General features: G+C 64.1%; 20 protein-coding genes and 1 pseudogene. 7 read left to right on the top strand and 14 right to left on the bottom strand.

The genetic code is table 11. The annotated features are described in order from the left end of the window. Nucleotides 1-67: 67 nt before the first annotated feature. From GA829_RS15220 to GA829_RS15175, 10 genes are all read right to left on the bottom strand, one after another. Entirely contained in the window at nucleotides 68-1,117 is a 1,050-nt protein-coding gene (locus GA829_RS15220) for an ABC transporter substrate-binding protein (protein WP_195179274.1), read from the bottom strand. A 232-nt stretch (nucleotides 1,118-1,349) separates the two neighbouring features. Beyond that, the gene (locus tag GA829_RS15215) at nucleotides 1,350-2,111 is read right to left on the bottom strand and encodes a substrate-binding domain-containing protein (protein ID WP_195179273.1); all 762 of its coding nucleotides are present in this window, start codon (nucleotides 2,109-2,111) and stop codon (nucleotides 1,350-1,352) included. A 157-nt stretch (nucleotides 2,112-2,268) separates the two neighbouring features. Beyond that, the gene (locus GA829_RS15210; protein WP_195179272.1) at nucleotides 2,269-4,953 is read right to left on the bottom strand and encodes a nitrate reductase; all 2,685 of its coding nucleotides are present in this window, start codon (nucleotides 4,951-4,953) and stop codon (nucleotides 2,269-2,271) included. A gap of 1 nt (nucleotide 4,954) precedes the next feature. Further along, nucleotides 4,955-5,284, bottom strand: coding sequence for a nitrite reductase small subunit NirD (gene nirD, locus GA829_RS15205; protein ID WP_195179271.1), 330 nt, complete (start codon nucleotides 5,282-5,284; stop codon nucleotides 4,955-4,957). Between the two features lie 14 nt (nucleotides 5,285-5,298). Then, the gene (gene nirB / locus GA829_RS15200; protein ID WP_195179270.1) at nucleotides 5,299-7,749 is read right to left on the bottom strand and encodes a nitrite reductase large subunit NirB; all 2,451 of its coding nucleotides are present in this window, start codon (nucleotides 7,747-7,749) and stop codon (nucleotides 5,299-5,301) included. 19 nt (nucleotides 7,750-7,768) lie between these two features. Continuing rightward, nucleotides 7,769-9,067, bottom strand: a complete 1,299-nt coding sequence (locus GA829_RS15195) for an MFS transporter (RefSeq protein ID WP_195179269.1) — start codon at nucleotides 9,065-9,067, stop codon at nucleotides 7,769-7,771. A 54-nt stretch (nucleotides 9,068-9,121) separates the two neighbouring features. After that, nucleotides 9,122-9,319 carry a twin-arginine translocation signal domain-containing protein gene (locus GA829_RS15190; protein ID WP_195179268.1) on the bottom strand — a complete coding sequence of 66 codons (198 nt, stop codon included), beginning with the start codon at nucleotides 9,317-9,319 and terminating at the stop codon, nucleotides 9,122-9,124. A 402-nt stretch (nucleotides 9,320-9,721) separates the two neighbouring features. Continuing rightward, on the bottom strand, nucleotides 9,722-10,459 hold the full coding sequence (locus tag GA829_RS15185; protein ID WP_258052340.1) for a class I SAM-dependent DNA methyltransferase: 738 nt from the start codon (nucleotides 10,457-10,459) through the stop codon (nucleotides 9,722-9,724). A gap of 6 nt (nucleotides 10,460-10,465) precedes the next feature. Next, the gene (locus GA829_RS15180) at nucleotides 10,466-11,713 is read right to left on the bottom strand and encodes a CmpA/NrtA family ABC transporter substrate-binding protein (RefSeq protein WP_195179266.1); all 1,248 of its coding nucleotides are present in this window, start codon (nucleotides 11,711-11,713) and stop codon (nucleotides 10,466-10,468) included. Further along, a complete protein-coding gene (locus GA829_RS15175; RefSeq protein WP_195179265.1) occupies nucleotides 11,710-12,312 on the bottom strand; it encodes an ANTAR domain-containing response regulator in 603 nt (200 codons plus the stop codon). Before GA829_RS15175 ends, GA829_RS15180 begins: the two co-directional genes overlap by 4 nt. A gap of 193 nt (nucleotides 12,313-12,505) precedes the next feature. Here GA829_RS15175 and GA829_RS15170 point away from each other — a divergent pair, with 193 nt between their 5' ends. The 4 genes from GA829_RS15170 to GA829_RS15155 all read left to right on the top strand — a co-directional run bounded on the left by GA829_RS15170 (nucleotide 12,506) and on the right by GA829_RS15155 (nucleotide 15,046). After that, on the top strand, nucleotides 12,506-12,793 hold the full coding sequence (locus tag GA829_RS15170; protein ID WP_195179264.1) for a BufA1 family periplasmic bufferin-type metallophore: 288 nt from the start codon (nucleotides 12,506-12,508) through the stop codon (nucleotides 12,791-12,793). Between the two features lie 71 nt (nucleotides 12,794-12,864). Continuing rightward, nucleotides 12,865-13,752: an MNIO family bufferin maturase gene (bufB, locus tag GA829_RS15165; protein ID WP_258052299.1), complete on the top strand. Its 888-nt coding sequence runs from the start codon at nucleotides 12,865-12,867 to the stop codon at nucleotides 13,750-13,752. Continuing rightward, nucleotides 13,749-14,510, top strand: a complete 762-nt coding sequence (locus GA829_RS15160) for an HvfC/BufC N-terminal domain-containing protein (RefSeq protein WP_195179262.1) — start codon at nucleotides 13,749-13,751, stop codon at nucleotides 14,508-14,510. The genes bufB and GA829_RS15160 overlap by 4 nt, the downstream gene beginning before the upstream one ends. A 20-nt stretch (nucleotides 14,511-14,530) precedes the next feature. Continuing rightward, nucleotides 14,531-15,046 carry a DoxX family protein gene (locus GA829_RS15155; protein WP_195179261.1) on the top strand — a complete coding sequence of 172 codons (516 nt, stop codon included), beginning with the start codon at nucleotides 14,531-14,533 and terminating at the stop codon, nucleotides 15,044-15,046. 7 nt (nucleotides 15,047-15,053) lie between these two features. Here the strand turns inward: GA829_RS15155 and GA829_RS15150 are convergent, their stop codons facing one another. Next, entirely contained in the window at nucleotides 15,054-15,491 is a 438-nt protein-coding gene (locus GA829_RS15150; RefSeq protein WP_195179260.1) for a DUF6314 family protein, read from the bottom strand. A 121-nt stretch (nucleotides 15,492-15,612) separates the two neighbouring features. Here GA829_RS15150 and msrB point away from each other — a divergent pair, with 121 nt between their 5' ends. Together msrB and GA829_RS15140 are read left to right on the top strand one after the other, a co-directional pair. Then, entirely contained in the window at nucleotides 15,613-16,101 is a 489-nt protein-coding gene (msrB, locus tag GA829_RS15145; protein WP_195179259.1) for a peptide-methionine (R)-S-oxide reductase MsrB, read from the top strand. Between the two features lie 23 nt (nucleotides 16,102-16,124). Beyond that, nucleotides 16,125-16,442: pseudogene (locus tag GA829_RS15140) on the top strand (cytochrome c biogenesis protein DipZ); the annotation flags it as partial. Nucleotides 16,443-16,582: 140 nt separating this feature from the next. Here GA829_RS15140 and GA829_RS15135 read toward each other — a convergent pair. Continuing rightward, nucleotides 16,583-17,281, bottom strand: coding sequence for an RES family NAD+ phosphorylase (locus GA829_RS15135; RefSeq protein WP_195179258.1), 699 nt, complete (start codon nucleotides 17,279-17,281; stop codon nucleotides 16,583-16,585). Then, on the bottom strand, nucleotides 17,275-17,685 hold the full coding sequence (locus tag GA829_RS15130; RefSeq protein ID WP_195179257.1) for an MbcA/ParS/Xre antitoxin family protein: 411 nt from the start codon (nucleotides 17,683-17,685) through the stop codon (nucleotides 17,275-17,277). Before GA829_RS15130 ends, GA829_RS15135 begins: the two co-directional genes overlap by 7 nt. Nucleotides 17,686-17,910: 225 nt before the next feature. On the opposite strand from GA829_RS15130, the gene GA829_RS15125 reads away from it, so the two are divergent. Next, the gene (locus tag GA829_RS15125; RefSeq protein WP_195179256.1) at nucleotides 17,911-18,420 is read left to right on the top strand and encodes a hypothetical protein; all 510 of its coding nucleotides are present in this window, start codon (nucleotides 17,911-17,913) and stop codon (nucleotides 18,418-18,420) included. A 175-nt stretch (nucleotides 18,421-18,595) separates the two neighbouring features. Here the strand turns inward: GA829_RS15125 and GA829_RS15120 are convergent, their stop codons facing one another. Next, nucleotides 18,596-20,029: an aldehyde dehydrogenase family protein gene (locus tag GA829_RS15120; RefSeq protein ID WP_195179255.1), complete on the bottom strand. Its 1,434-nt coding sequence runs from the start codon at nucleotides 20,027-20,029 to the stop codon at nucleotides 18,596-18,598. Nucleotides 20,030-20,390 lie beyond the last annotated feature (361 nt).

Raw genomic sequence — 20,390 nt, 5'->3', positions numbered from 1 at the left:
GAGGGGCAGCGCGAAGTTGGTTGGAGCATAGCGCCATCATCCCACAACCTCCGCGCACGCCAGAGCCTCAATTCGGTCCCGTATAAGCCTGCCCATAGAATTGCTGATAATACGCATCCGCCTGCTTCTGCATGTCGATGTCGGCGAAGCGCTCGGGGTAGAGTTTCTTGGCCATCCACAGCTCGCCCAGCGCCAGCGCCTCTGGCAGCGGGTAGCCCCAGGGCTTTACATATTCCGGCGTGATGTAGAGGCGCTTATTCTCCACCGCGTCGACATGCTGCCAGGCGGCCCCTTTGAGGATTTCGTCAGCCACCGGCGCGTAGCGGTCCTGCACGAAGATCACTTGCGGGTTCCATGCGAGCACATCCTCCATCGACACTTTCGTGGCGCCGCGCACGCCGGCTGCGACATTGATGCCGCCGGAGCGCTTCATGATGACGCCGGTATATTTGCCGGAGCCGTACGTATTCATGTCGGGGTTGGCCATATAGAGCCGCACGCGCTCCGCATCGGGAATGGACGCGACGCGCTCCTCCACCTGTTTGCGCTGCGCGAAGGCATAGTCGATGATCGCGTCGGCGCGCTCGCGCTTGCCCACGATGTCGCCGATCAGCTGGACGCCGATCTTCAGCCCTTCGCCATAGGCGGCATCGTCATCGGCGAAGGTCGGGTTGAGTTTTGGCGCCTCGACGCCCTCGCCCTTCGACAGCGAGATCGCCACCACCGTCAGACCCGCCTGCGACATCTGCTCGATCATCGCCGGCGGCGCGTAATTGGTGACGAACACGACATCCGGCTTCAGCTTCAGGACTTCCTCGACATTGACGGTCGACAGGTCGCCGGGCATCGGCAGGCCTGTCAGTGCCGGCGCGTATTTGTCGAGGCCAGGAATGAGCTTCTGCCAGGTCCGCAGCACGCCGACGATCTTGTCGGCGGCGCCGAGCTCCACCAGGATGTCGAGCGTCTGGTGCTGCAGCACGACGATGCGCTCGACATGATCAGGCACGGTCACCGTGCGGTTGAGCTGGTCGGTAATGGTGCGGGCGCTGGCCGGGGCCATCAACGGCCATGTCAAGGCAAACATCAGGGACAGCACAAAGCCGCAGCGCAGAGTCATTGGCAACCTCTCGATCAATCGATATATTTTCATGCATATAGCGTCAGGCAAAACAGGGCAACCGCGTATCTCCCCCCTTGAGGGGGAGATGGCCGGCAGGCCAGAGGGGGTCGGAACGTCCTGACGCGACGCTTTCTGTCTGTGATGAAGGGAACCGGCTGGCACTCCACGCGAGGCAACCCCCTCTGTCGCCTTCGGCGACATCTCCCCCTCAAGCGGGGGAGATCGGCAGCTATTCCTGCGGCAGCGCCACCGGCAAGAATCCGAATTCCCGCAGCAACCGCTGTCCAGCCGCCGAAAGCACGAACAGCGCGAAAGCCATTCCTGCTGACGAACAACCCTTCAAGGTTGCCAGGCCATATTCCGGCACGACATTCACCTTGGCGGGAATGGCCAGGATCTCAACGCCCGGGGTCTCCTCGGCCAACCCCTTGAGGCCGGTGCGATAGCCCAGGAACACATGCGCCGTGCCGGCCGCCAGCGCGTCGGCGATCGGGTCATAGCGCCCCGGAATGTTTGCCGTCTCGGAGCCGCCGACCAGCTTCTGCGCCTTGGCGTCGAGCACCGCGAAACTTCCCGGCCTCAGCGCCTCGATACGGCGGAAGATCGCCCAGGCGTAGTCACCGGAAGGGTCTTTCAGCGGCGTCGAGGTGGCGATGCCGATGGCCGGGTCGAGCAGTTTTTCGACGAAATTCGCCGTGGTGAAGCCGGCATCGCTGCGCACGACGGTAGCCATGGTGTTGCGGGCAAAGACCACCGGCGGCAAGGTGAGGCCGAGTTCGGCAAGCCGGGCCGGATGCGCGAGATTGGCCGAGAGGAAAATGTCGGGGCGCTCGCCGGCCTCGATGCGCTCGCGCAGCAAGCCGGCGGGACCATGCCGTGTCTCGGCGGTCGCGCCCGTCAGCGCCGAAAAAGCCGAGACCAGCGACGGCAGCACATGGCGCAGGCTGCCGGCGGCATAGATCATCAGCACGGCCTTCTTCGTTGCAGCCATCTGTCCGCCTCTCATGCTCGCCGGGTCTTCCCGCGCGGGCTGGTCAACACGGCGCTCCAAACGAATCTCGATCAGGCCGCCCGTCGCGCGTCATATCCGCTATATCCATCGAAAAATAGCGCATCGGCTTTTGCCCGCCATTAAAAATGAGCAGGGCTCACTCCGCCGCTTGAACGCGGCTGGCCTGGATGATCGCGCGGATCTCGGCGCGGCAGGAGCCGCAATTGGTGCCGGCCTTCAGCGCGCCGCCGATGGCCTCGACGCTGGTGCAGCCACCAGCCACCGCCGCCGCGATCTGCTTGGCGCCGACACTGAAGCAGGAGCAGACGGTGGCGCCGGCGTCGGGCCGCTCGGCCCGGGCGCGTCCGGCGACGATCCTGAAGCGCTCGCGCTGGCCGTCGTGGATCTCATCGAGCTGCTCCACCGCCCAGCCGCGCGACACCGCGACCGGTGACGGCGCGACGAACAAGGCGCCCGACAACATGTTGCCGTCGAAGGCCGCGATCCGGTGCTGGCCGGCATCGCGGTCGTGATAGGCCAGCATTTCAGCGCCCGGCGGCGTACCGAAGAGTCTGGTGGAAAAGCCGGTCCAGTCGATGTCATCATCGGCAAAGGCCAGTTCGACCCGCCAGCCGCCCCGGCATTTGGCCACCGCCCAATAGGCCGCTTCCACCGGCTCCGGCCGCAGCCGCGTCACGGCGAAGCCGAAAGCCTGGGCCGGAAACTTCGCGATTTCAGCGGCGACATGCTTCAGCGCCGGCTGGCCCGAGATCGGGTCGGTGAGCGGCGCGGTGAGCACGTCGAGCCGGCCCTTGGCGGCGAACTGATCGGTCCAGTGCATCGGCGCGAACAGACTGCCCTGGCGCTGCCGCGCGGTCACCAGCGCACGCAGCAGCACCTCGCCGCGCGGGGTCGAGACACGCGCGATATCGGCGTCGCCTATCTCATGGCGCGCCGCATCCACTGGGTGAATTTCGACAAAGGGCTCGGCCATGTGCTGGGACAATCGCGGGCTTTTGCCGGTGCGCGTCATCGTGTGCCAGTGATCGCGGACCCGGCCGCTGTTGAGGATCAGCGGATAGGCCGGGCTGGTGCGGATGTCCGGGGTCGAGCGGATGGCGACGAAACGCGCCTTGCGGTCGGGCGTGTAGAAGCCACCGTTGGCGAAGAAACGGGTGGGTTGAGGTCCGGCCGAAGCAAGGCCATCTGGACTCGGCGCGGGCCATTGGAATGGCGCCAAGTTTTCATAAGACGCGGCATCAACGCCAGCATAAGCGCCAATATCGAAATCCCGCGCGCCCTCGTTCTCGAAACCCGACAGGGCGGCATGTTCGGCAAAGATCTCCGACGGTCTCGCGTGGAGAAAACCCTCGGCAAAACCCATCCGCTTGCCGACTTCACCGATGATCCACCAATCCGCCCTCGCCTCGCCCGGCGCCGCCAGGAAGGCGCGCTGGCGCGAGATGCGGCGCTCCGAATTGGTGACGGTTCCGTCCTTCTCGCCCCAGCCGGCGGCGGGCAGCCGGACATGGCCGTGCCGGACCGTGTCGGTCGCCGCGAGGATGTCCGACACCACGACGAAGGGGCAGGCTTTGATCGCCGCCTTGACGGCATCGGCATCCGGCATCGAATCGACCGGGTTGGTCGCCATGATCCACAGCGCCTTGACACGCCCGTCGGCCACCGCCTTGAACATGTCGACGGCCTTCAGGCCGGGTCTTTGCGCGATGGCGGGCGCCTTCCAGAAGCGCTGTACCCGCTCGCGATCCCGGGGGTTTTCGATCTCCATATGCGCGGCCAGCATGTTGGCCATGCCGCCGACCTCCCGCCCGCCCATCGCATTGGGCTGGCCGGTCACCGAAAACGGCCCTGCCCCCGGCGTGCCAATGCGGCCGGTGGCGAGATGGCAGTTGATGATGGCATTGACCTTGTCCGTGCCGCTGGACGACTGGTTCACACCCTGGCTGTAGATGGTTACGGTCTTCTGTGTCCGCGCAAACAGATTGTAGAAACGGGCGAGCTCGTCCTCGGCAAGGCCGGTGGCGGAGGCAATCCCGGCAAGGTCGAATTCTCTAGCAGCGGCCAGCGCTTCATCAAAGCCGCTCGTGTGCGCAGCGATATAGGCGCGGTCCAGCGCTTCGTGCCGGGCGAGCCAGGCAAGGAGGCCGGTGAACAGCGCGACGTCGCCATCCGGCGCGATCGCCAGATGCATGTCGGCGATGTCAGCGGTCATGGTGCGGCGCGGATCGATCAGCACAATCTTCATGTCCGGCCGCTTTTCGCGCGCGGCGGCGATCCGCTGGTAGAGCACCGGATGGCACCAGGCGAGATTGGAGCCGACCAGCACGATCAGGTCGGCAAGCTCTAGGTCCTCATAGGTTCCCGGCACCGTGTCGGCGCCGAAGGCGCGGCGATGGCCGGCAACCGACGAGGACATGCACAGCCGCGAGTTGGTGTCGATGTTGGCCGAGCCGACAAATCCTTTCATCAGCTTGTTGGCGAGATAGTAATCCTCGGTCAGCAACTGGCCTGAGACGTAGAAGGCAACGGCGTCTGGCCCGTGTTCGGCGATGGTTCGCGAGAATGTCGAGGCGACAAGGCTGAGCGCTTCATCCCAGCCGGCACGGCGACCGTGGATTTCGGGATAGAGCAGCCTGCCGTCGAGGCCGATGGTCTCGGCCAGCGCCGAGCCTTTCGAACACAGCCGGCCGAAATTCGCAGGATGGTCGGGGTCGCCGCGGACGCTGACCTCACCGTCCGCGGCGACCTTGGCCAGCACGCCGCAACCCACCCCGCAATAGGGGCAAGTGGTCCTCACCTCGCGTGCTGCGTCGATCTCCATTTCAGGCCGCGCGGCTGGCCATCGCTTCCAGCGCGATGAACAGGTGCTCGCCCTCGACCCGGACCGGAATGGTGCGCACCGCCCCCTCGTCGGCGCCCAGCGCCTTGCCGGTCTCCAGCGAGATCACCCAATTGTGCAAGGGACAGGTCACCGCCGCGCCATGCACGATGCCCTGGCTGAGCGGCCCGCCCTTGTGCGGGCAACGGTCGTCGATAGCGAAGACCTGGTCCTCCGCCGTGCGGAACACAGCGATCTTGCCATCCGGCGTGTTGACGCAACGCGCGCCACGGCGCGGAATGTCGGAGATCGAGCCGATGGCAACCCAGTTCATGCGCGCCATCTCCATCACTCCGCCGCCTGCGCGAAGCCGACCGATGCCATTGGCCGGAATTCGTGCTTGTCCTTGCCCGAAACGCGTTCCGACCATGGGTCGACCTGGGCAAATTTCTGGCTGAAGACGAAGCGCTCGTAATAGGCTTGGCGCTTCTCGCCATCGTCCATGATCTGGCGCTTGATCTCGGCTATGCCGATGCGCTTGGCCCATTTGTAGATGCGCTCGAGATAGCGGCCCTGCTCGCGGTACATCTGCGTCAGCGCCACGATATGCTGCAGCGCCTCGTCCTCGGTCTTGACCATGCCGAGCACTTCGGTGCCCTTGATGTCGAGGCCGGCGGCACCGGCGAAATGGATTTCGTAGCCACTGTCGACGCAGATGACGCCGACATCCTTGCAGGTCGCCTCGGCGCAATTGCGCGGACAGCCAGACACCGCCATCTTCAGCTTGGCCGGCGTCCACGAGCCCCACATGAATTTCTCGATCCGGATGCCGAGACCGGTCGAGTCCTGCGTGCCGAAGCGGCACCAGTCGGAGCCGACGCAGGTCTTCACCGTGCGCAATCCCTTGGCATAGGCATGGCCGGAGACGAACCCGGCCTGGCCGAGATCGGCCCACACCGCCGGCAGGTCCTCCTTGCGGATGCCCAGAATATCGATGCGCTGGCCGCCGGTGACCTTGACCATCGGGATCTCGAACTTGTCGACGACGTCGGCGATGGCGCGCAATTCGGCGGCATTGGTGACCCCGCCCCACATGCGCGGCACCACCGAATAGGTGCCGTCCTTCTGGATGTTGGCGTGAACACGCTCGTTGATGAAGCGCGACTGATAGTCGTCGGCATAGCCGTCCGGCCAGTCGCAGACGAGATAGTAGTTGAGCGCCGGCCGGCATTTGGCGCAGCCGCAGGAGGTCTGCCATTCCAACTCCTGCATGACGGCTGGAATGGTCTTCAGGTGCTTGGCCTTGATCAGCCGGCGCACCTCGTCATGGCCAAGCGTCGTGCAGCCGCACATCGGCTGCACCGCCGCCGGGTTGTACTTGTCGCCGATGGTCAGCACCATCAGCTTCTCGACCAGCCCGGTGCAGGAGCCGCAGGACGCCGACGCCTTGGTGTGGGCGCGTACATCGTCGAGCGAGGTCAGGCCCTTGGCCGTGATCGCACTGGTGATCTTTCCCTTACAAACGCCGTTGCAGCCGCAGATTTCCGCATCATCCGGCAAGGCTGCAACGGCCGCCATAGGGTCCAGTGGGGCACCCCCCTGGTAGGACTGGCCGAAGATCAAGGTATCGCGCATCTCCGAAATGTCGGTCTGCTTCTTCTTGAGATCGTTGAACCAAGCGCCGTCGGCTGTCTCGCCATAGAGCACGGTGCCGATGATGCGATCGTCCTTGAGCACGAGGCGCTTGTAGACGCCGGCCGAGGCATCGCGCAGCACGATCTCCTGGCGGTCGTCGCCATCGGCGAAGTCGCCGAGCGAAAACAGCTCGATGCCGGTGACTTTCAGTTTGGTCGGCGTGTCCGAATGGACGAAGGCCGCCGCCCCGTCGCCGGCAAGCTGGCTCGCGGCGACGCGCGCCATCTCGTAGAGCGGCGCGACAAGGCCGTAGACCTGGCCGTTGACCTCGGCGCATTCGCCGAGCGCGTAGATGTCGGGATCGTTGCTGCGCATGCCGGCGTCGACGACGATTCCGCGATTGACGGCAAGGCCGGCCTCCTTGGCGATCGTCGCGTTCGGCCGGATGCCCACCGCCATTACCACCAGCGTCGCGGGGATCACGGTGCCATCGGCGAGTTCCACCCGCTCGACCTTGCCATTGCCCGTGATCGCCTGGGTATTGGCCTTGGTGATGACCTTGATGCCGCGCTCTTCCACCGCGCGCTGCAACAGATAACCGGCGGCCGGATCGAGCTGACGCTCCATCAGCGTCGGCATGACATGCAGCACGGTCACGTCCATGCCTTGTGCGTTGAGGCCTGCGGCCGCCTCGAGCCCGAGCAGGCCGCCGCCGATCACCACCGCCTTGGCCCGCGACTGGGCGGCGAGCATCATCGCCTGGACATCGTCGAGATCGCGATAGGTCAGAACGCCCGGCAGGTTGTGGCCGGGCACGGGGATGATGAACGGCACCGAACCGGTGGCGATGACCAGCTTGTCATAGGCCTCGGTGACACCGCGGTTGGAGGTGACGGTCTTCGCAGCCCGATCGATGGCGATGATCTTGTGGCCCTTGTAGAGGGTGATGCCGTGCTTGATGTACCAGCCATCGCCGTGGATGATGATTTCCTCATAGGCCTTCTCGCCAGAGAGCACCGGCGACAGCATGATGCGGTCGTAATTCACCCTGGGTTCGGCGTTGAAGATGGTGACTTGGTAGCGGCCGGGCGCCTTTTCCAGGAGATGCTCCAGCATGCGCCCGGGCGCCATGCCGTTGCCGATGATGACGAGCTTTTCGGTCATATTCCTGATCCGCTCCGTCTTACTCTGCAGCGTAGGAAAGGGCTGAGGTTTCGGTGGCCGCCCGCTCCATCCGCCGGACGGTGAAGTGCATCCAGGCAAAGCATGTGGCGACGATCACAAACAGCAGCATGAAGCAGCTCGACCACATGCCCGTGAGGTCGTTGAGCGCGCCGAAGGCAATCGGCAGGATGAAGCCGCCGAGCCCGCCGATCATGCCGACAACACCACCGACGGCACCCACGCTGCCTGGATAGTAGGCGGGAATGTGCTTGTAGACGGCGGCTTTGCCGAGGCTCATGAAGAAGCCGAGCACGCAGGCCACGGCGATGAAGGCAACCGGCCCGATGGCGAAGTGGAAAGCGATCGGCCCGCTGATGCCGTGCACGACATAGTCAGTGGGCGGCAGCGACAGGATCAACGTCGCGACAGCTGACACCGCGAAGGTCCAATAGAGGACGGTGCGCGCGCCAATGCGGTCGGAAAGCACGCCGCCATAAGCGCGGAAGACACTTGCCGGGACCGAGTAGGCCGCGCCGATCATGCCTGCGGTCGCGATCCCGAAGCCATAGACCCCGATCAGGTAGCGCGGCAGCCACAGCGACAGAGCAACGAAGGCACCAAAGGCGAAGAAATAGTAGAAGGCGAAGCGCCAGACCCGCAGGTTCTTCAGCGGTGCGAATTCCTGCCAGAAGCTTCTCGTTGGCGCCAGCTTGCCGGCGCGCCGCTCGCGGATAACCGGATCGTCGCCGGTCGTGAACCAGAAAATGGCGGCCATGACGACGAGTGCCGCCGCCCAGATCAGCGCGACCGACTGCCAGCCCCAGGCAAGCAGTACGAACGGCGCCAGGAACTTGGTGACCGCCGCGCCGACATTGCCGACCCCGAAGATGCCCAGAGCCGTTCCTTGCCTGCCGGCGGGGAAGAAGCGCGAGACATAGGCGACGCCGACGGCGAAGGAACCGCCCGCGAGCCCGACGCCAAGCGCGGCGATCAGCATCTGCTCATAGGTATGCGCAAAAGAAAGCAGGAAGGTCGCGACCGCCGCCGCAAGCATGGTCGCGACGTAGACCAGCCGTCCGCCAAAGCGGTCGGTCCAGATGCCGAGCACCATGCGGACGAGCGAGCCAGTGAGAATTGGCGTGCCAACGAGCAGGCCGAATTCCGTCTCGTTCAGCCCGAGTTCCTGCTTTATGCGGATGCCGATGATGGAAAAGATTGTCCACACGGCGAAGCAGACGGTGAAGGCGATGGTGGACATCACGAGCGCCTGCCGGGGGGCACTGTCCTGGCTGGGCGCTGCTGGGAGATTTGCGGTCATGGTAGGCTCCGGTTTGCGGCGTGGGGGATACCGCGCTTGTCTGTTGATCGATGATCAGTGGCGCTGCATCGGTTCACGCGATGAGGACGAGGCCGGCGCCGTCATCTCGGGGCTCTTGCCGTCGGTCGTGGCACGAGCTGGAAACAGCATGAGCGCCGCGACGAACAGCGCCGCCGTCAGCGCGCTGCTGGCGAGAAAATCCCGGCGTGTGAAATCCTTCAGAGATGATCCAGTCCCGATCCGTTTCGTCATCGTCGTCTCCGGTTGGGCGCGGGCAGCTCAGCGCCGTCGATTTTCGTGTTCGGCCAAAAACAAAAAGGCCGCCGGCCAGGTCTCCACGCGTCCGTACATCCGGGATCGCGTGTTTACCTGAGCGGCGGCTTTGCCTGTGGCGCCCGTCATTGGACGCCTGTTTCGTGACCCGAGAAGGGCCTGGCTATTTCAAAGCAGGAACCGTGCCAATTTCAGCTGGCGTTAGAAAATTCAATAAAATCAAATCACTGCCGTGATCCGGCATCGCTCCGGCGCAAATGCGGCCAGATCAAAGTTTGGTCAACGCCATCTTGGAAGCTCAAATTTTGTGCAATGCACAAGAATGGCGCGCGAATAACCAGTGTCGTTAGCATGGGTAGTTTTGAACAATGTCGCGCGCGGTCACAGGCGCTTTGCAAAAGTTATGATCTCGGGGCTGGCTGAGGTCAGCGGGCTCCCGCCGAAATCACCGAACTGCTGTTCGATCACCAGGCCTGCATCCTCCAGCAGCTTGCGCAGCGCGTCCATGTCCAGGAACCGCAAGGTGCTCCGGCTCCGCATCGGAAGGCTCGGGTGATCGCCGCTGAAACCGTGCGTGAATGTCACCGTTTGGCCGTCGAAATCGGAATCGAGTTCCGTTGTGATCAGCACGGCAGGCCCGTCCGGCACGACAACGCTTGCCGTGTTTTCGAGCGTCCAGCGCTGCCAGGCGCGCGCGGCGGGATTGCGGGTTTCAAAGGCGAAAACCCCGCCGGGCACCAGGGATTTGCGGACAGACGCCATGAAGCTCGCCAGGTCGGCATCGCTGACGATGGCCTGAAACGCGTGGCCGGTCATGACGGCCAGGTCGAACCTATGCTCCCAGCCCTGTTCCTGCAGCTCGCCGAGGATCCATTCGATGCCGGGATATTCACGTGCGCGCTCAAGCACGCCCGGCGCGGGGTCGATGCCGCAGAGCCGCCCGGAATGACCGGCCTTTCGCGCCTCCTGCAGAAGCGTGCCCGTGCCGCAGCCGATATCAAGCACGGCATTGGCCTTCAGGATGCGAGGCAGATAGAAATCATAGTCGTCGCGCAGCGATCTCGGATGCCAGGCGTCGTAGACGGCGGATAGAAACGTGTCGTCGTAAAAGCGATCCACCGGCAACTAGAGGTCTCCCATGATCGACCGCGACGATCCCGGATTTTGCGACGCTATATAAGCCTCGATCTCGTCGGGATCGAAGATGCGGCCATCGAAAAAACCGTCCGGGCCGAGCACGAGGCCGGCCCCTGTCGCGCCGACCGCTGTCGCGGCCGCCAGCGCACCTTCGACCTTTGCATTGGCGCCCGGCAGCGCGACGCCAAGCGGCTTCAGCGCCGACCGGTAGAGGTCGGGCCGGTAGCAGTCGCGGGCGATGGCGAGATTCCGAGGTGAATGCACGACATGCCCCCAGCGCACCATCTGCGTGTAGAACCACAGAGCATGGCTCTTCCACGGGAAATTGGCGGCCTTGTCGAATGGCAGGAAGAAGTCGTCGACGGTCCGCTCGGCGCCGCCGCCGAGTTTGAGATGCCCGGTCAGGATCGGCATCTGTACGGATGGCGGCAGGCCGAGATATCCCGGCCGCGCCATCACCCCGGCCAGCTCCGCGTGGTTCGCGGGGTCCTGGCACCAGCGGGCGGAATGATGCAGCGCGCGCAGCAGCGCCGCCAGTGCGTCGGGGTTCTGGTCCGCCCACGCCTTGCGCACACCGATCACTTTCTCCGGACTGTTCCTCCACAACATGGCCTTGACGGTGACGATGTGGCCGGTGCCCGCCGCGACGGAGGCGCTGTTCCAGGGCTCGCCGACGCAATAGCCGTCGATGTGCCCGGTGGCCAGCGCGTCGGCCATGAAGGGCGGCGGCACGATGACGATCTCGATCTCCTGCTGCGGATCGATGCCGCAGGCGGCGAGCCAGTAGCGCAGCTCGTAATTGTGCCCCGAATGCGGATGGACGACGGCGAAGCGCAGCGGATCACGCCCGGCGGCGGCCCGCTCGCGGATGAGCGCCCCGAGCGCCGCGCCGGCGCGCGCCGGATCGAGATCCGACACGGCGCCATGCGCCGCCATGCCGGCCCAGACGGCATTGGAAATGGTGATGCAATTGCCGCCGAGCCCGAGCGAGAACGGCACGATCGTCTCGGAAGCCAGCGGCGTCAGGCCGAGATTGCAGGCAAGCGGCATCGGTCCCAGCATATGCGCGAGGTCGAAATGGCCGATGGCGATGCGGTCGCGGATGTTGGCCCACGACGTCTCGCGATGCAGCGTCAGCTCGATGTCTTCGCGCGCCGCAAAACCCAGTTCGCCGGCGGCGATCAGCACGGCACTGTCGAAAAGCGGCATGAAGCCGGCGGTGATCTGGTGCCTCATTCGTCCTCCGCCGGTCCGAGCAGCCCGGCGGCAGTCACCAGGCTCTGGGCAATGTCGCCGATCTTGCGGTTCTGGTTCATCGCTGTCTTGCGCAGCAGCGTGTAGGCCGCCTCTTCCGTCAGGCCGCGCGACTTCATCAAGATGCCCTTGGCGCGGTCGATGACCTTGCGGCTCTCGAGCTCGCCGCGGACTTCCTCCAGTTCACGCGCCATGCGCGAGAAGGCGTTGAAGCGGCTGACCGCCATGTCGAGGATCGGCTTGACCCGCTCCTGCCGCAACCCGTCGACCACATAAGCCGAAACGCCGGCATCGACCGCCGCCTCGATCGAGGCCAGGTCGGAGCGGTCGACGAACATGGCGATCGGCCGCTTCACCGCGCGGGACAGCTGGAACATGTTTTCAAGCATGTCGCGGTTCGGGTTTTCGAGATCGATGACGATGACATCGGGTTCGATCTCGGCGATGCGCCGCGCGATGCCGGTCACATCGTGGATCACCGTGACGCGTTCATGGCCAGCCTCGCGCAGCCCGGCCTCGATGATGGCGGCGCGGATGCGGTTTTCGTCGATCACCAGGACGGCGAGGGAAGTCAGGACCATATCGGCATTCTGCCCAGACCGGGAAATTGTGCAATGCGGCATGAAAAGTCTTCCACCGGCGGCCCCGGTATTAGCGGTGCCGCCTTCACGAATCCGTGTTCGGCAACGCCTGTAACAGCCGCCTCCGCAATATCGAATGGAACATTACGCAGCCGATAATGGCCTGCGACGAAGATCCAAGAGGAGAGACTTCATGAACCGTTCCGCACTCGCTTTGGCGCTCGCCGGCTCGCTCACCACCGCTATCGCTTCGGCAGCTTTCGCCGGCCCCATCCCGGCCTCCAAGATGGTTGGCAACGAGAAATGCTATGGCGTCGCGCTGAAGGGTCAGAATGATTGCGCCGCCGGCGCCGGCACCACCTGCGCGGGCACCTCGACGATCGACTATCAGGGCAATTCCTGGAAGGCCGTGCCGACCGGCACCTGCACCGGCATGAGCGCCGGCGGCCACAATGGCTCGCTTGAGCCGCTGAAGAGCTGATGCCATTGCCGGGGAGGCCCGAACCGACCGGGCCTCCCCGGCCTCTCCTAAATCATCGCGAGGGACACGCCGTGATCGCATCAGCCAACCGCCATGCTTGCCTGCCCTCGCGCGCCGGGCTCAGCCTCAAGCCCGAGCACTACACCCACATTCTGGAACAGCGCCCCGACATCGGCTTCTTCGAGGTCCATGCCGAGAACTACATGGGCGCCGGCGGCCCGCCGCACCGCTTCCTCGAGGCCATCGCCGAGCACTACGCATTGTCGCTGCACGGAGTCGGCCTCTCGATCGGCTCGGCCGGCCCGCTCGACAAGGCGCATCTGAGGCGGCTTCGCGGTCTTGTCGACCGCTACCAGCCACAGAGCTTTTCCGAACACCTTGCCTGGTCGACGCACGACACCGGCTTTCTCAACGATCTCTTGCCGCTGCCCTACACGCCCGAAACCCTGGCGCGGGTGATCGACCATGTCGACGAGGCGCAGCAGGCGATCGGCCGGCAGCTGCTCCTGGAAAACCCCTCCACCTATGTGCTGTTCGAAGAGAGCACCATCGACGAGATCGATTTCCTCGAAGCCATCGCCGAGCGCAGCGGCTGCGGCCTGCTGCTCGACGTCAACAACGTCGTGGTCTCCACCGTCAACCATCGGCTCGACGCCGAAGCCTATATCGACCGCTTCCCGGTCGGCCGCGTCGGCGAGATCCATCTCGCCGGCTATGACGAGACCGTTGACGGCGCCGGCGACCGGCTGCTGATCGATGCGCATGGCTCGCCGGTCAAGACCGACGTCATGGCGCTCCACCGGCACACGCTGTCGCGCACCGGCCCGGTGCCGACGCTGATCGAATGGGACAATGATGTGCCCGATTTCGCCACGCTGCAGGCCGAGGCGATCAAGGCCGATGCCGTGATCGCGGCCGAGGCCGCGCGGCGCAACAGCCTCTCGACAAAGGCGGCATGACCATGGCCTTCGCTGCCAGCCAGGACGCATTCGCGGCCGCTTTGCTCGACGCGCATCAGCCGGTCCCATCAGGCGTGACCAGCGCGCGCGGCAGTGCGGACCTCGCCCGCTTCGCCGTCTACCGCAACAACGTTTTCGTCAGCCTGACCAAGGCGCTGGCGCAGCGCTTTCCCATCACCGAGAAACTGGTCGGCGCCGAATTCTTCACCGGCATGGCCCGCGCCTATGCTGGGGATAACAAGCCGGTCTCGCCACTGATCATCGACTATGGCGACGGCTTTCCCGACTTCATCGCCAATTTCGAGCCGGCCAAATCCGTCGTCTATCTCGCCGATGTGGCGAGGCTGGAGGCCGCGTGGACACGTGCCTATCATGCTGCGGATGAAGAGCCGCTGGCACTGTCGGCGCTGACAAGCCTTGGCCCCGATACACTGGCCGAACTTCGTTTCCAGATGCATCCATCCGCGGCACTTGTGGCTTCGCGTTACCCCATCGGCTCGATCTGGGCCGCACACCAGCAGGATGATGTCATGCCGGTCACCGACTGGCGGCCGGAAGCCGTGCTTGTGGTGCGGCCCGAGCTGATCGTCGATGTCCACATCCTGCCGGCACAGGACGTGGCGTTCCTGCAAGCCGTCAGTGCCGGCGCAAGCCTTGGCGAGGCCGCCGAGGCAGCGCTCGCACAGGCCAATATTTTCGACTTCGGCGCCGCGCTCGTCGGCCTCGTCACATTGGGCGCATTCCGCGCCATCGATTAGAAAACAGGGGGAGAATTGCCATGATGACCGAAACCATGAACCCGCCGCAAGGCAAGCTGACTTCGCTGCTCGGGCTGGTTGGCCGCGCCGACAGCCTGCTCGCTTCCATTCCGCGCTCGCTGCCGCTGCTGGCCGTGCGCTTCGCGTTGGCCGTGCCGTTCTTCTACTCCGGCCTGACCAAGTGGGACGGTTTCCTGCATCTGTCGAACGGCGCGCATTACCTGTTCGAGGAGGAGTTCAAGCTGCACATATTCGGCAGCGAAATCCCCTATCCCTTCCCGACCGCGATTGCGACCGCATCGGGCCTGGCCGAGATCATCCTGCCGATCCTGCTGGTGCTCGGGCTCGGCACCCGCTTCGCCGCCCTTGCCCTGATAGTGATGACCGGCATCATCCAGCTCACAGTTCCCGATGGCTGGGCGAATTTTCACCTGCCTTGGGCGTCGATGGCGCTGACCCTGGTGGTGTTCGGCCCCGGGCGCGTGGCGCTCGATGCTTTCATCATGCCGTTGTTGCCCAACGGATCGAAATCATAGCGCGCCGCTAAGCACCAAGACGCCGGAACTGGCTGAGGCTCGCGTAATTCTTGCGCGGGCCTTTGACCCGCCATGCTTCGGCCCATTCGTCGATGCCACGAAAGAAGAAACGTCCGCTATATAGGTCGGCGCCACACTGATGGCGGGCGATCTGCGACGGCTGTCCGTCAAGGCTGATGAACGCATCACTTCCCCGAAAGACAAGCACCGAGCCATCCCGCACCTCCAGCCTGTAGCTGCGGCTCGCCGTCAAGATCCGGCCACCGATGCGTACCTCGCCACTTTCCGAGAACGCCGTCTCCGTCACCGTGGCCTGCCCGGAAAAGACGCAGCTTGCGCCGCCGCTGAAGTCGATCAGTTTGCGGCGGACGTGCCAATTGCCGATCCATGCCCGCGCGGGCCAGGTGTCGCCTTGTGCGGACAATGAGCCATCATGCGCGTTCATGGGCCGGTGGTGTCCTGTTGGTCAATTAGATGTGAACGGCTTCGCGGTCGTAACAATACGACGTCCAGCTTCGTACCTCTCACTGGAGACTGCCACAAGAACGACGACGGGGAGAGACGATATGGTGACGAGACGATCTGTTTTGATGAACAGCGGCGCCGGACTGGCTGCGGTGGTTCTGGGATGGCGCATACCGAACGCCCGTGCCGCCAAGGCCTTCGAGGTCACGCACACCGACGCCGAATGGAAAAAGCTGCTCGGCGCGAAGCGCTATGTCGTGTTGCGGCAGAGCGGCACCGAACAACCCTATTCCAGCCCGCTTCTCAAGGAGCATCGCAAAGGCACGTTCACATGCGCGGGCTGCAGCCTGGACGCGTTCTCCTCCGAAACAAAGTTCGATAGCGGCACCGGCTGGCCAAGCTTCTGGCAGCCCTTGACCAATGCAATCGTCACTGATGATGACAAGTCGCTCGGCATGGACCGCACCGCGGTCAGCTGCCGCCGCTGCGGCGGCCATCTCGGCCATGTCTTCGACGATGGCCCCAAGCCGACCGGCCTGCGCTATTGCATGAACGGCCTCGCGCTGAGCTTCAGATCCGCAACCGCCTGAGGCCCAATGCATACCGTCCAAAAGGCGATTGGACGGTATGCAAGGATAACGCCACGCTGAACCAGCCGGGCGGCGCAATCACCTGCCGGTTCCACGCCCGCGACCTGCATCTGGTGCTCGGTCCCTCAGCCGACGACAAGCCGCCGCGCTTCAAGGTTCTGGTCGATGGCAAGGCGCCGGGCGCAGATCACGGCGCCTACATAGACGAGAACGGCGATGGCACCATGTCAGACCAGCGGCTCTACCAGCTCGTCCGGCAAAGCGGTGCGGTCGGCGGCCGACTATTCGAGATCCAGTTCCTCGATGTGGGCGCGCAGGCTTTTGCGTTTACATTTGGCTGAGACCGGCGCGGCGCTGCTCGGCCTCGTCTGATCACCAGCTTCAGCGAACCGTCAAACTCCGGCTGCGTGCGCAGATGCCCGTATCTGCGGTCCCAGTCGCCGCTATCGAGATCACGGCCAGGTCCGGCGCCGGGCCGGCCTCAGACAACTTCCAGCACTTTGCCCGTATCGTGCTGGCGCACGAAATCGACGCGCCCGCCGTCCCAGTGATAGCTGTAGTGGCGGCCCTGGACGGGCACGCTGATGACATCGGGCCAGAAGATGCCGATGCAGGCTCCGCCCGCAATGCGCACGCTGTTCCACACCAGCCCGTCGCTGCCGGCGGCCCGCAAGGCGCGCCCTTCCGCCTGCGAGGCAGCGTAGTCGTCGGGGTCGAGCACGCCGGGCACCGCGTTCACGTCATCGAGCTCACGGTCGACGCTGCCGATCAACACACGGAAATCCGCCGTCCAGCCGGGCGCTTCGCTGGTGGCGCGCATGAATTTCTGATGATGATGAATGGTCTCGGCGAGTGCGACATCCTCGCTGTCGCCGGCATAATAGATGCCGTAGCTGCCGTCCGAAAACCGTCCGGGCCTCAAGGTGGAGCAATGCACGAAGGGCGCCATCACGAAGCTGGAACCCGGCCCCGAAACCCGCCTTGCCGCCGAAACCTTGCCGATATCGCCGATCTCGTTGCGGATACGCGGGTTGGTCTTCTCCTCGACCGAAGCCAGTGCTTCCCAATCGCGCGGATCGGCAATGTCCTCGAAGAGGTCGATCGGCGGATGGATGGAGCGGATGATGCGAAAAGTCTGGGGCCAGTGGACGCGGCGCCGGACCGCGAGCCCACTCACCATGCACCGCGCTCCGCATCGAGCCATTCACGCATCGCCGCGAGATCGGCGATGTCGCCGCGCAGCATGAGGTCGAGCGCCGACTGGCCGGCGAAGGTCGCGTTGGGCTTGCGGATCCAGGCATAGCCCCGCGCCGGCTCCGTGAAGAGATAACGCAGGCCTTTGTGAATGCCCATGAGGTGCGCCATGCGGGTGCGCAGGTCGCGGTCGATCCGCCCGACGCCACCCTCTTTCCAGCGCGCCCAGGTGCGGGCCGAAATGCCGCCAAGCAGCACACAGGCCTCGAAATCGGTGAGGCTCCAGGCCTTGAACAGATTGACCGTGGTGCGCGCCAGGGCGCCGGCCTCCTCATCCGAGATGGCTGCGCCAACCGTGGCTGGTGTCGTGACTATGGATTGCAACTGCATGTTTAGACCTCGCTAATGGCATATATATAGCATGTATCTGCCAATTGGCAAGAACGAGGTTCACAAGATGTCGGGGCAGTTGCGCCGGACTTGATCCCAATTTCGAACGTGTGACGAGGGGATTTTAGCAATTTCTCCCAAGACCAGAACCCACATCGCCGCAACAATTCCGACAGCAATGTTCCAGCTTCTTGGCGCTGCCCACTTGTCCACTGGGAGAAACTCATGATGATTTCCACGTTTCTCACCGCTCTCGCGTCTGAAGGTCCTACCGCCGACAGAGCGACGGACATGGATCTGTATGGATGGTTGATCGGCGGCTGGGAAATGGACACTGTCCATCACCTCGACGACGGAACAATCCAGAAATGGACCGGAGAATGCCATTTCGGCTGGGTACTCGACGGCCGGGCGATTCAGGACATCTGGATCAGGCCCAAGCGTCCCGCGCCATCCACCATGTATGGCACCACTTTACGCATCTTCGATCCCGGGCTCGGTGGCTGGCATATCATCTGGAATGATCCAATCAACCAGGACCACTCGCGCCAGATCGGACGAGCCGAAGGCAAGGACATCGTGCAGATCGGCAATGACTCACGCGGTCTGCAAACCCGGTGGCGGTTCACCAAGATCACGCACAACAGCTTCCATTGGATCGGCGAGGAGAGATCCGCCGAGAGCGACCGCTGGCAAGTGACTTATGAACACTTCGCACGCCGAACAAACTCCTGAAGCATGGCAGCGCCTGCGTTTCATTGCGAGCTTCTGGATCACCCGGCAGCCTACTTGCTCAGCACCTTCGCCTTGCAGGCCGGACTTGGATAACGACAAGGGCGCGGCCGACCATGTCGACCGCGCCCCTGGATTGCGTTGGGCTGGCGTCTGCCGCCGGCCCGTAAAGCCTTGACTACTCGGCCGCCTCATAACCGGCGATGCCCTTGATCTCGAGGAAATCCTCCAGACCATATTCGGCATATTCGCGGCCGTTGCCAGACTGCTTGTAGCCGCCGAACGGCAGGCCGGCGTCCCAGGTCGGATAGTTGATGTAGACATTGCCGGTGCGCATGCGGGCGGCGACTTCGCGTGCCTTCTGGATGTCCTTGGCCTGGATATAGGAGGCGAGGCCATAGACGGTGTCGTTGGCGGTGGTGACCACCTCTTCGACGCTGTCATAAGGCATGATCGCCAGCACTGGGCCGAAGATTTCCTCGCGCGCGATGCGCATGTCATGGGTGACGTCGGCGAACACGGTCGGCCGGACATAGTAGCCGCGGTTGAGTTCGGCCGGCCGGCCGGGGCCGCCCGCTACCAGCGTTGCGCCTTCATCGATGCCGGCCTGGATCAGGTCCTGGATCTTGTCAAACTGGAGCTGGCTGACGACAGGGCCAAGCTTGGTGTTGGCGCCATCGGCGGGGCCGACAGTGAATTTTTCCGCCGCCGTCTTGGCGTAGCCGGCGGCTTCGTCATGACGGTCACGCGGCACGAACATGCGTGTCGGCGCGTTGCAGGACTGGCCGCTGTTGCTGAAGCAGCCGGCGACGCCCTTGCTCACGGCGCTTGCCAGGTCGACATCGGGGAACAGGATGTTGGCGGACTTGCCGCCGAGTTCCTGATGCACGCGCTTGACCGTGTCGGCGGCGGCCTTGGCCACCATGATGCCGGCGCGGGTCGAACCCGTGAACGACATCATGTCGATGTCGGGATGGCTGGACAGCGCCTGGCCGACGCCCGGGCCATCACCATTGACCAGGTTGAACACGCCCTTCGGCACGCCGGCCTCGTCGAGGATTTCGGCGAAGATGATGGCGTCGATCGGCGCGATTTCCGACGGCTTGAGCACCATGGTGCAGCCGGCTGCGAGTGCCGGCCCCACCTTGCAGGTGATCTGGTTCAGTGGCCAGTTCCACGGCGTGATCAGGCCGACGACGCCGATGGGTTCCTTGACGATCAGCGAACTGCCCTTGACGTGGCGAAACTCAAAGCTCTTCAGCACTTCGGCGATCTTCATGAGATGGGCCAGGCCAATGCCGACCTGGCTGTCGAGCGCCATCTGGCGCGGCGCGCCCATTTCGCGCGACACGGCAACCGCCAGATCGGCGCTGCGCTTCTTGTAGACCTCGATGATGCGGTTCAACAGGTCGAGCCGCTCGCCGACCTCGGTAAACCCGTATATGTTGAAAGCGCGCTTGGCGGCGGCCACGGCCTTGTCGACATCGGCCTTGGAACCGAGCGAGATCTGCGCGAAAGCGTCTTCATTCGACGGATCGATGACATCGAGCGTGTTGGGAACAACCGGATCCACCCACGCGCCATCGATGTAGAACTGCAAATTGTGTGACATGATCTTCTCCCTGGGATGTGCCGCGAGGCCGTTTCGGCCGTGATATGGGGCTAGAGATAACGATGCGCGAACGGCGCTGTCAAACGCAACCCCCGAAAGCGTTAAGCCAGCGCGCCAGTCATTGAGCCAGAATGCGCGATGTGCTGCCGTCCTACCGGGGCAGGCCACGATACTTGTCCGAAGCGGGGAAAAACCGCCGCCTCATTCCTTCGCGCCCCCCTCTGTCCTGCCGGACATCTCCCTCATTTGGGGGGAGATCGGCTATGATTGCGGCCTTCACCGATCTCCAACGTCGCAGAAGGAAAGCCGGCGGCAAAACCGCCAATCTCCCTCCTTGTGGGGGAGATGTCCGGCAGGACAG

The sequence above is a fragment of the Mesorhizobium sp. INR15 genome, from assembly GCF_015500075.1.
Taxonomy (GTDB): Bacteria; Pseudomonadota; Alphaproteobacteria; order Rhizobiales; family Rhizobiaceae; genus Mesorhizobium.
The sequence above is the reverse complement of the archived record's forward strand: the minus strand, read 5'-3'. Positions and strand labels throughout refer to the sequence as shown.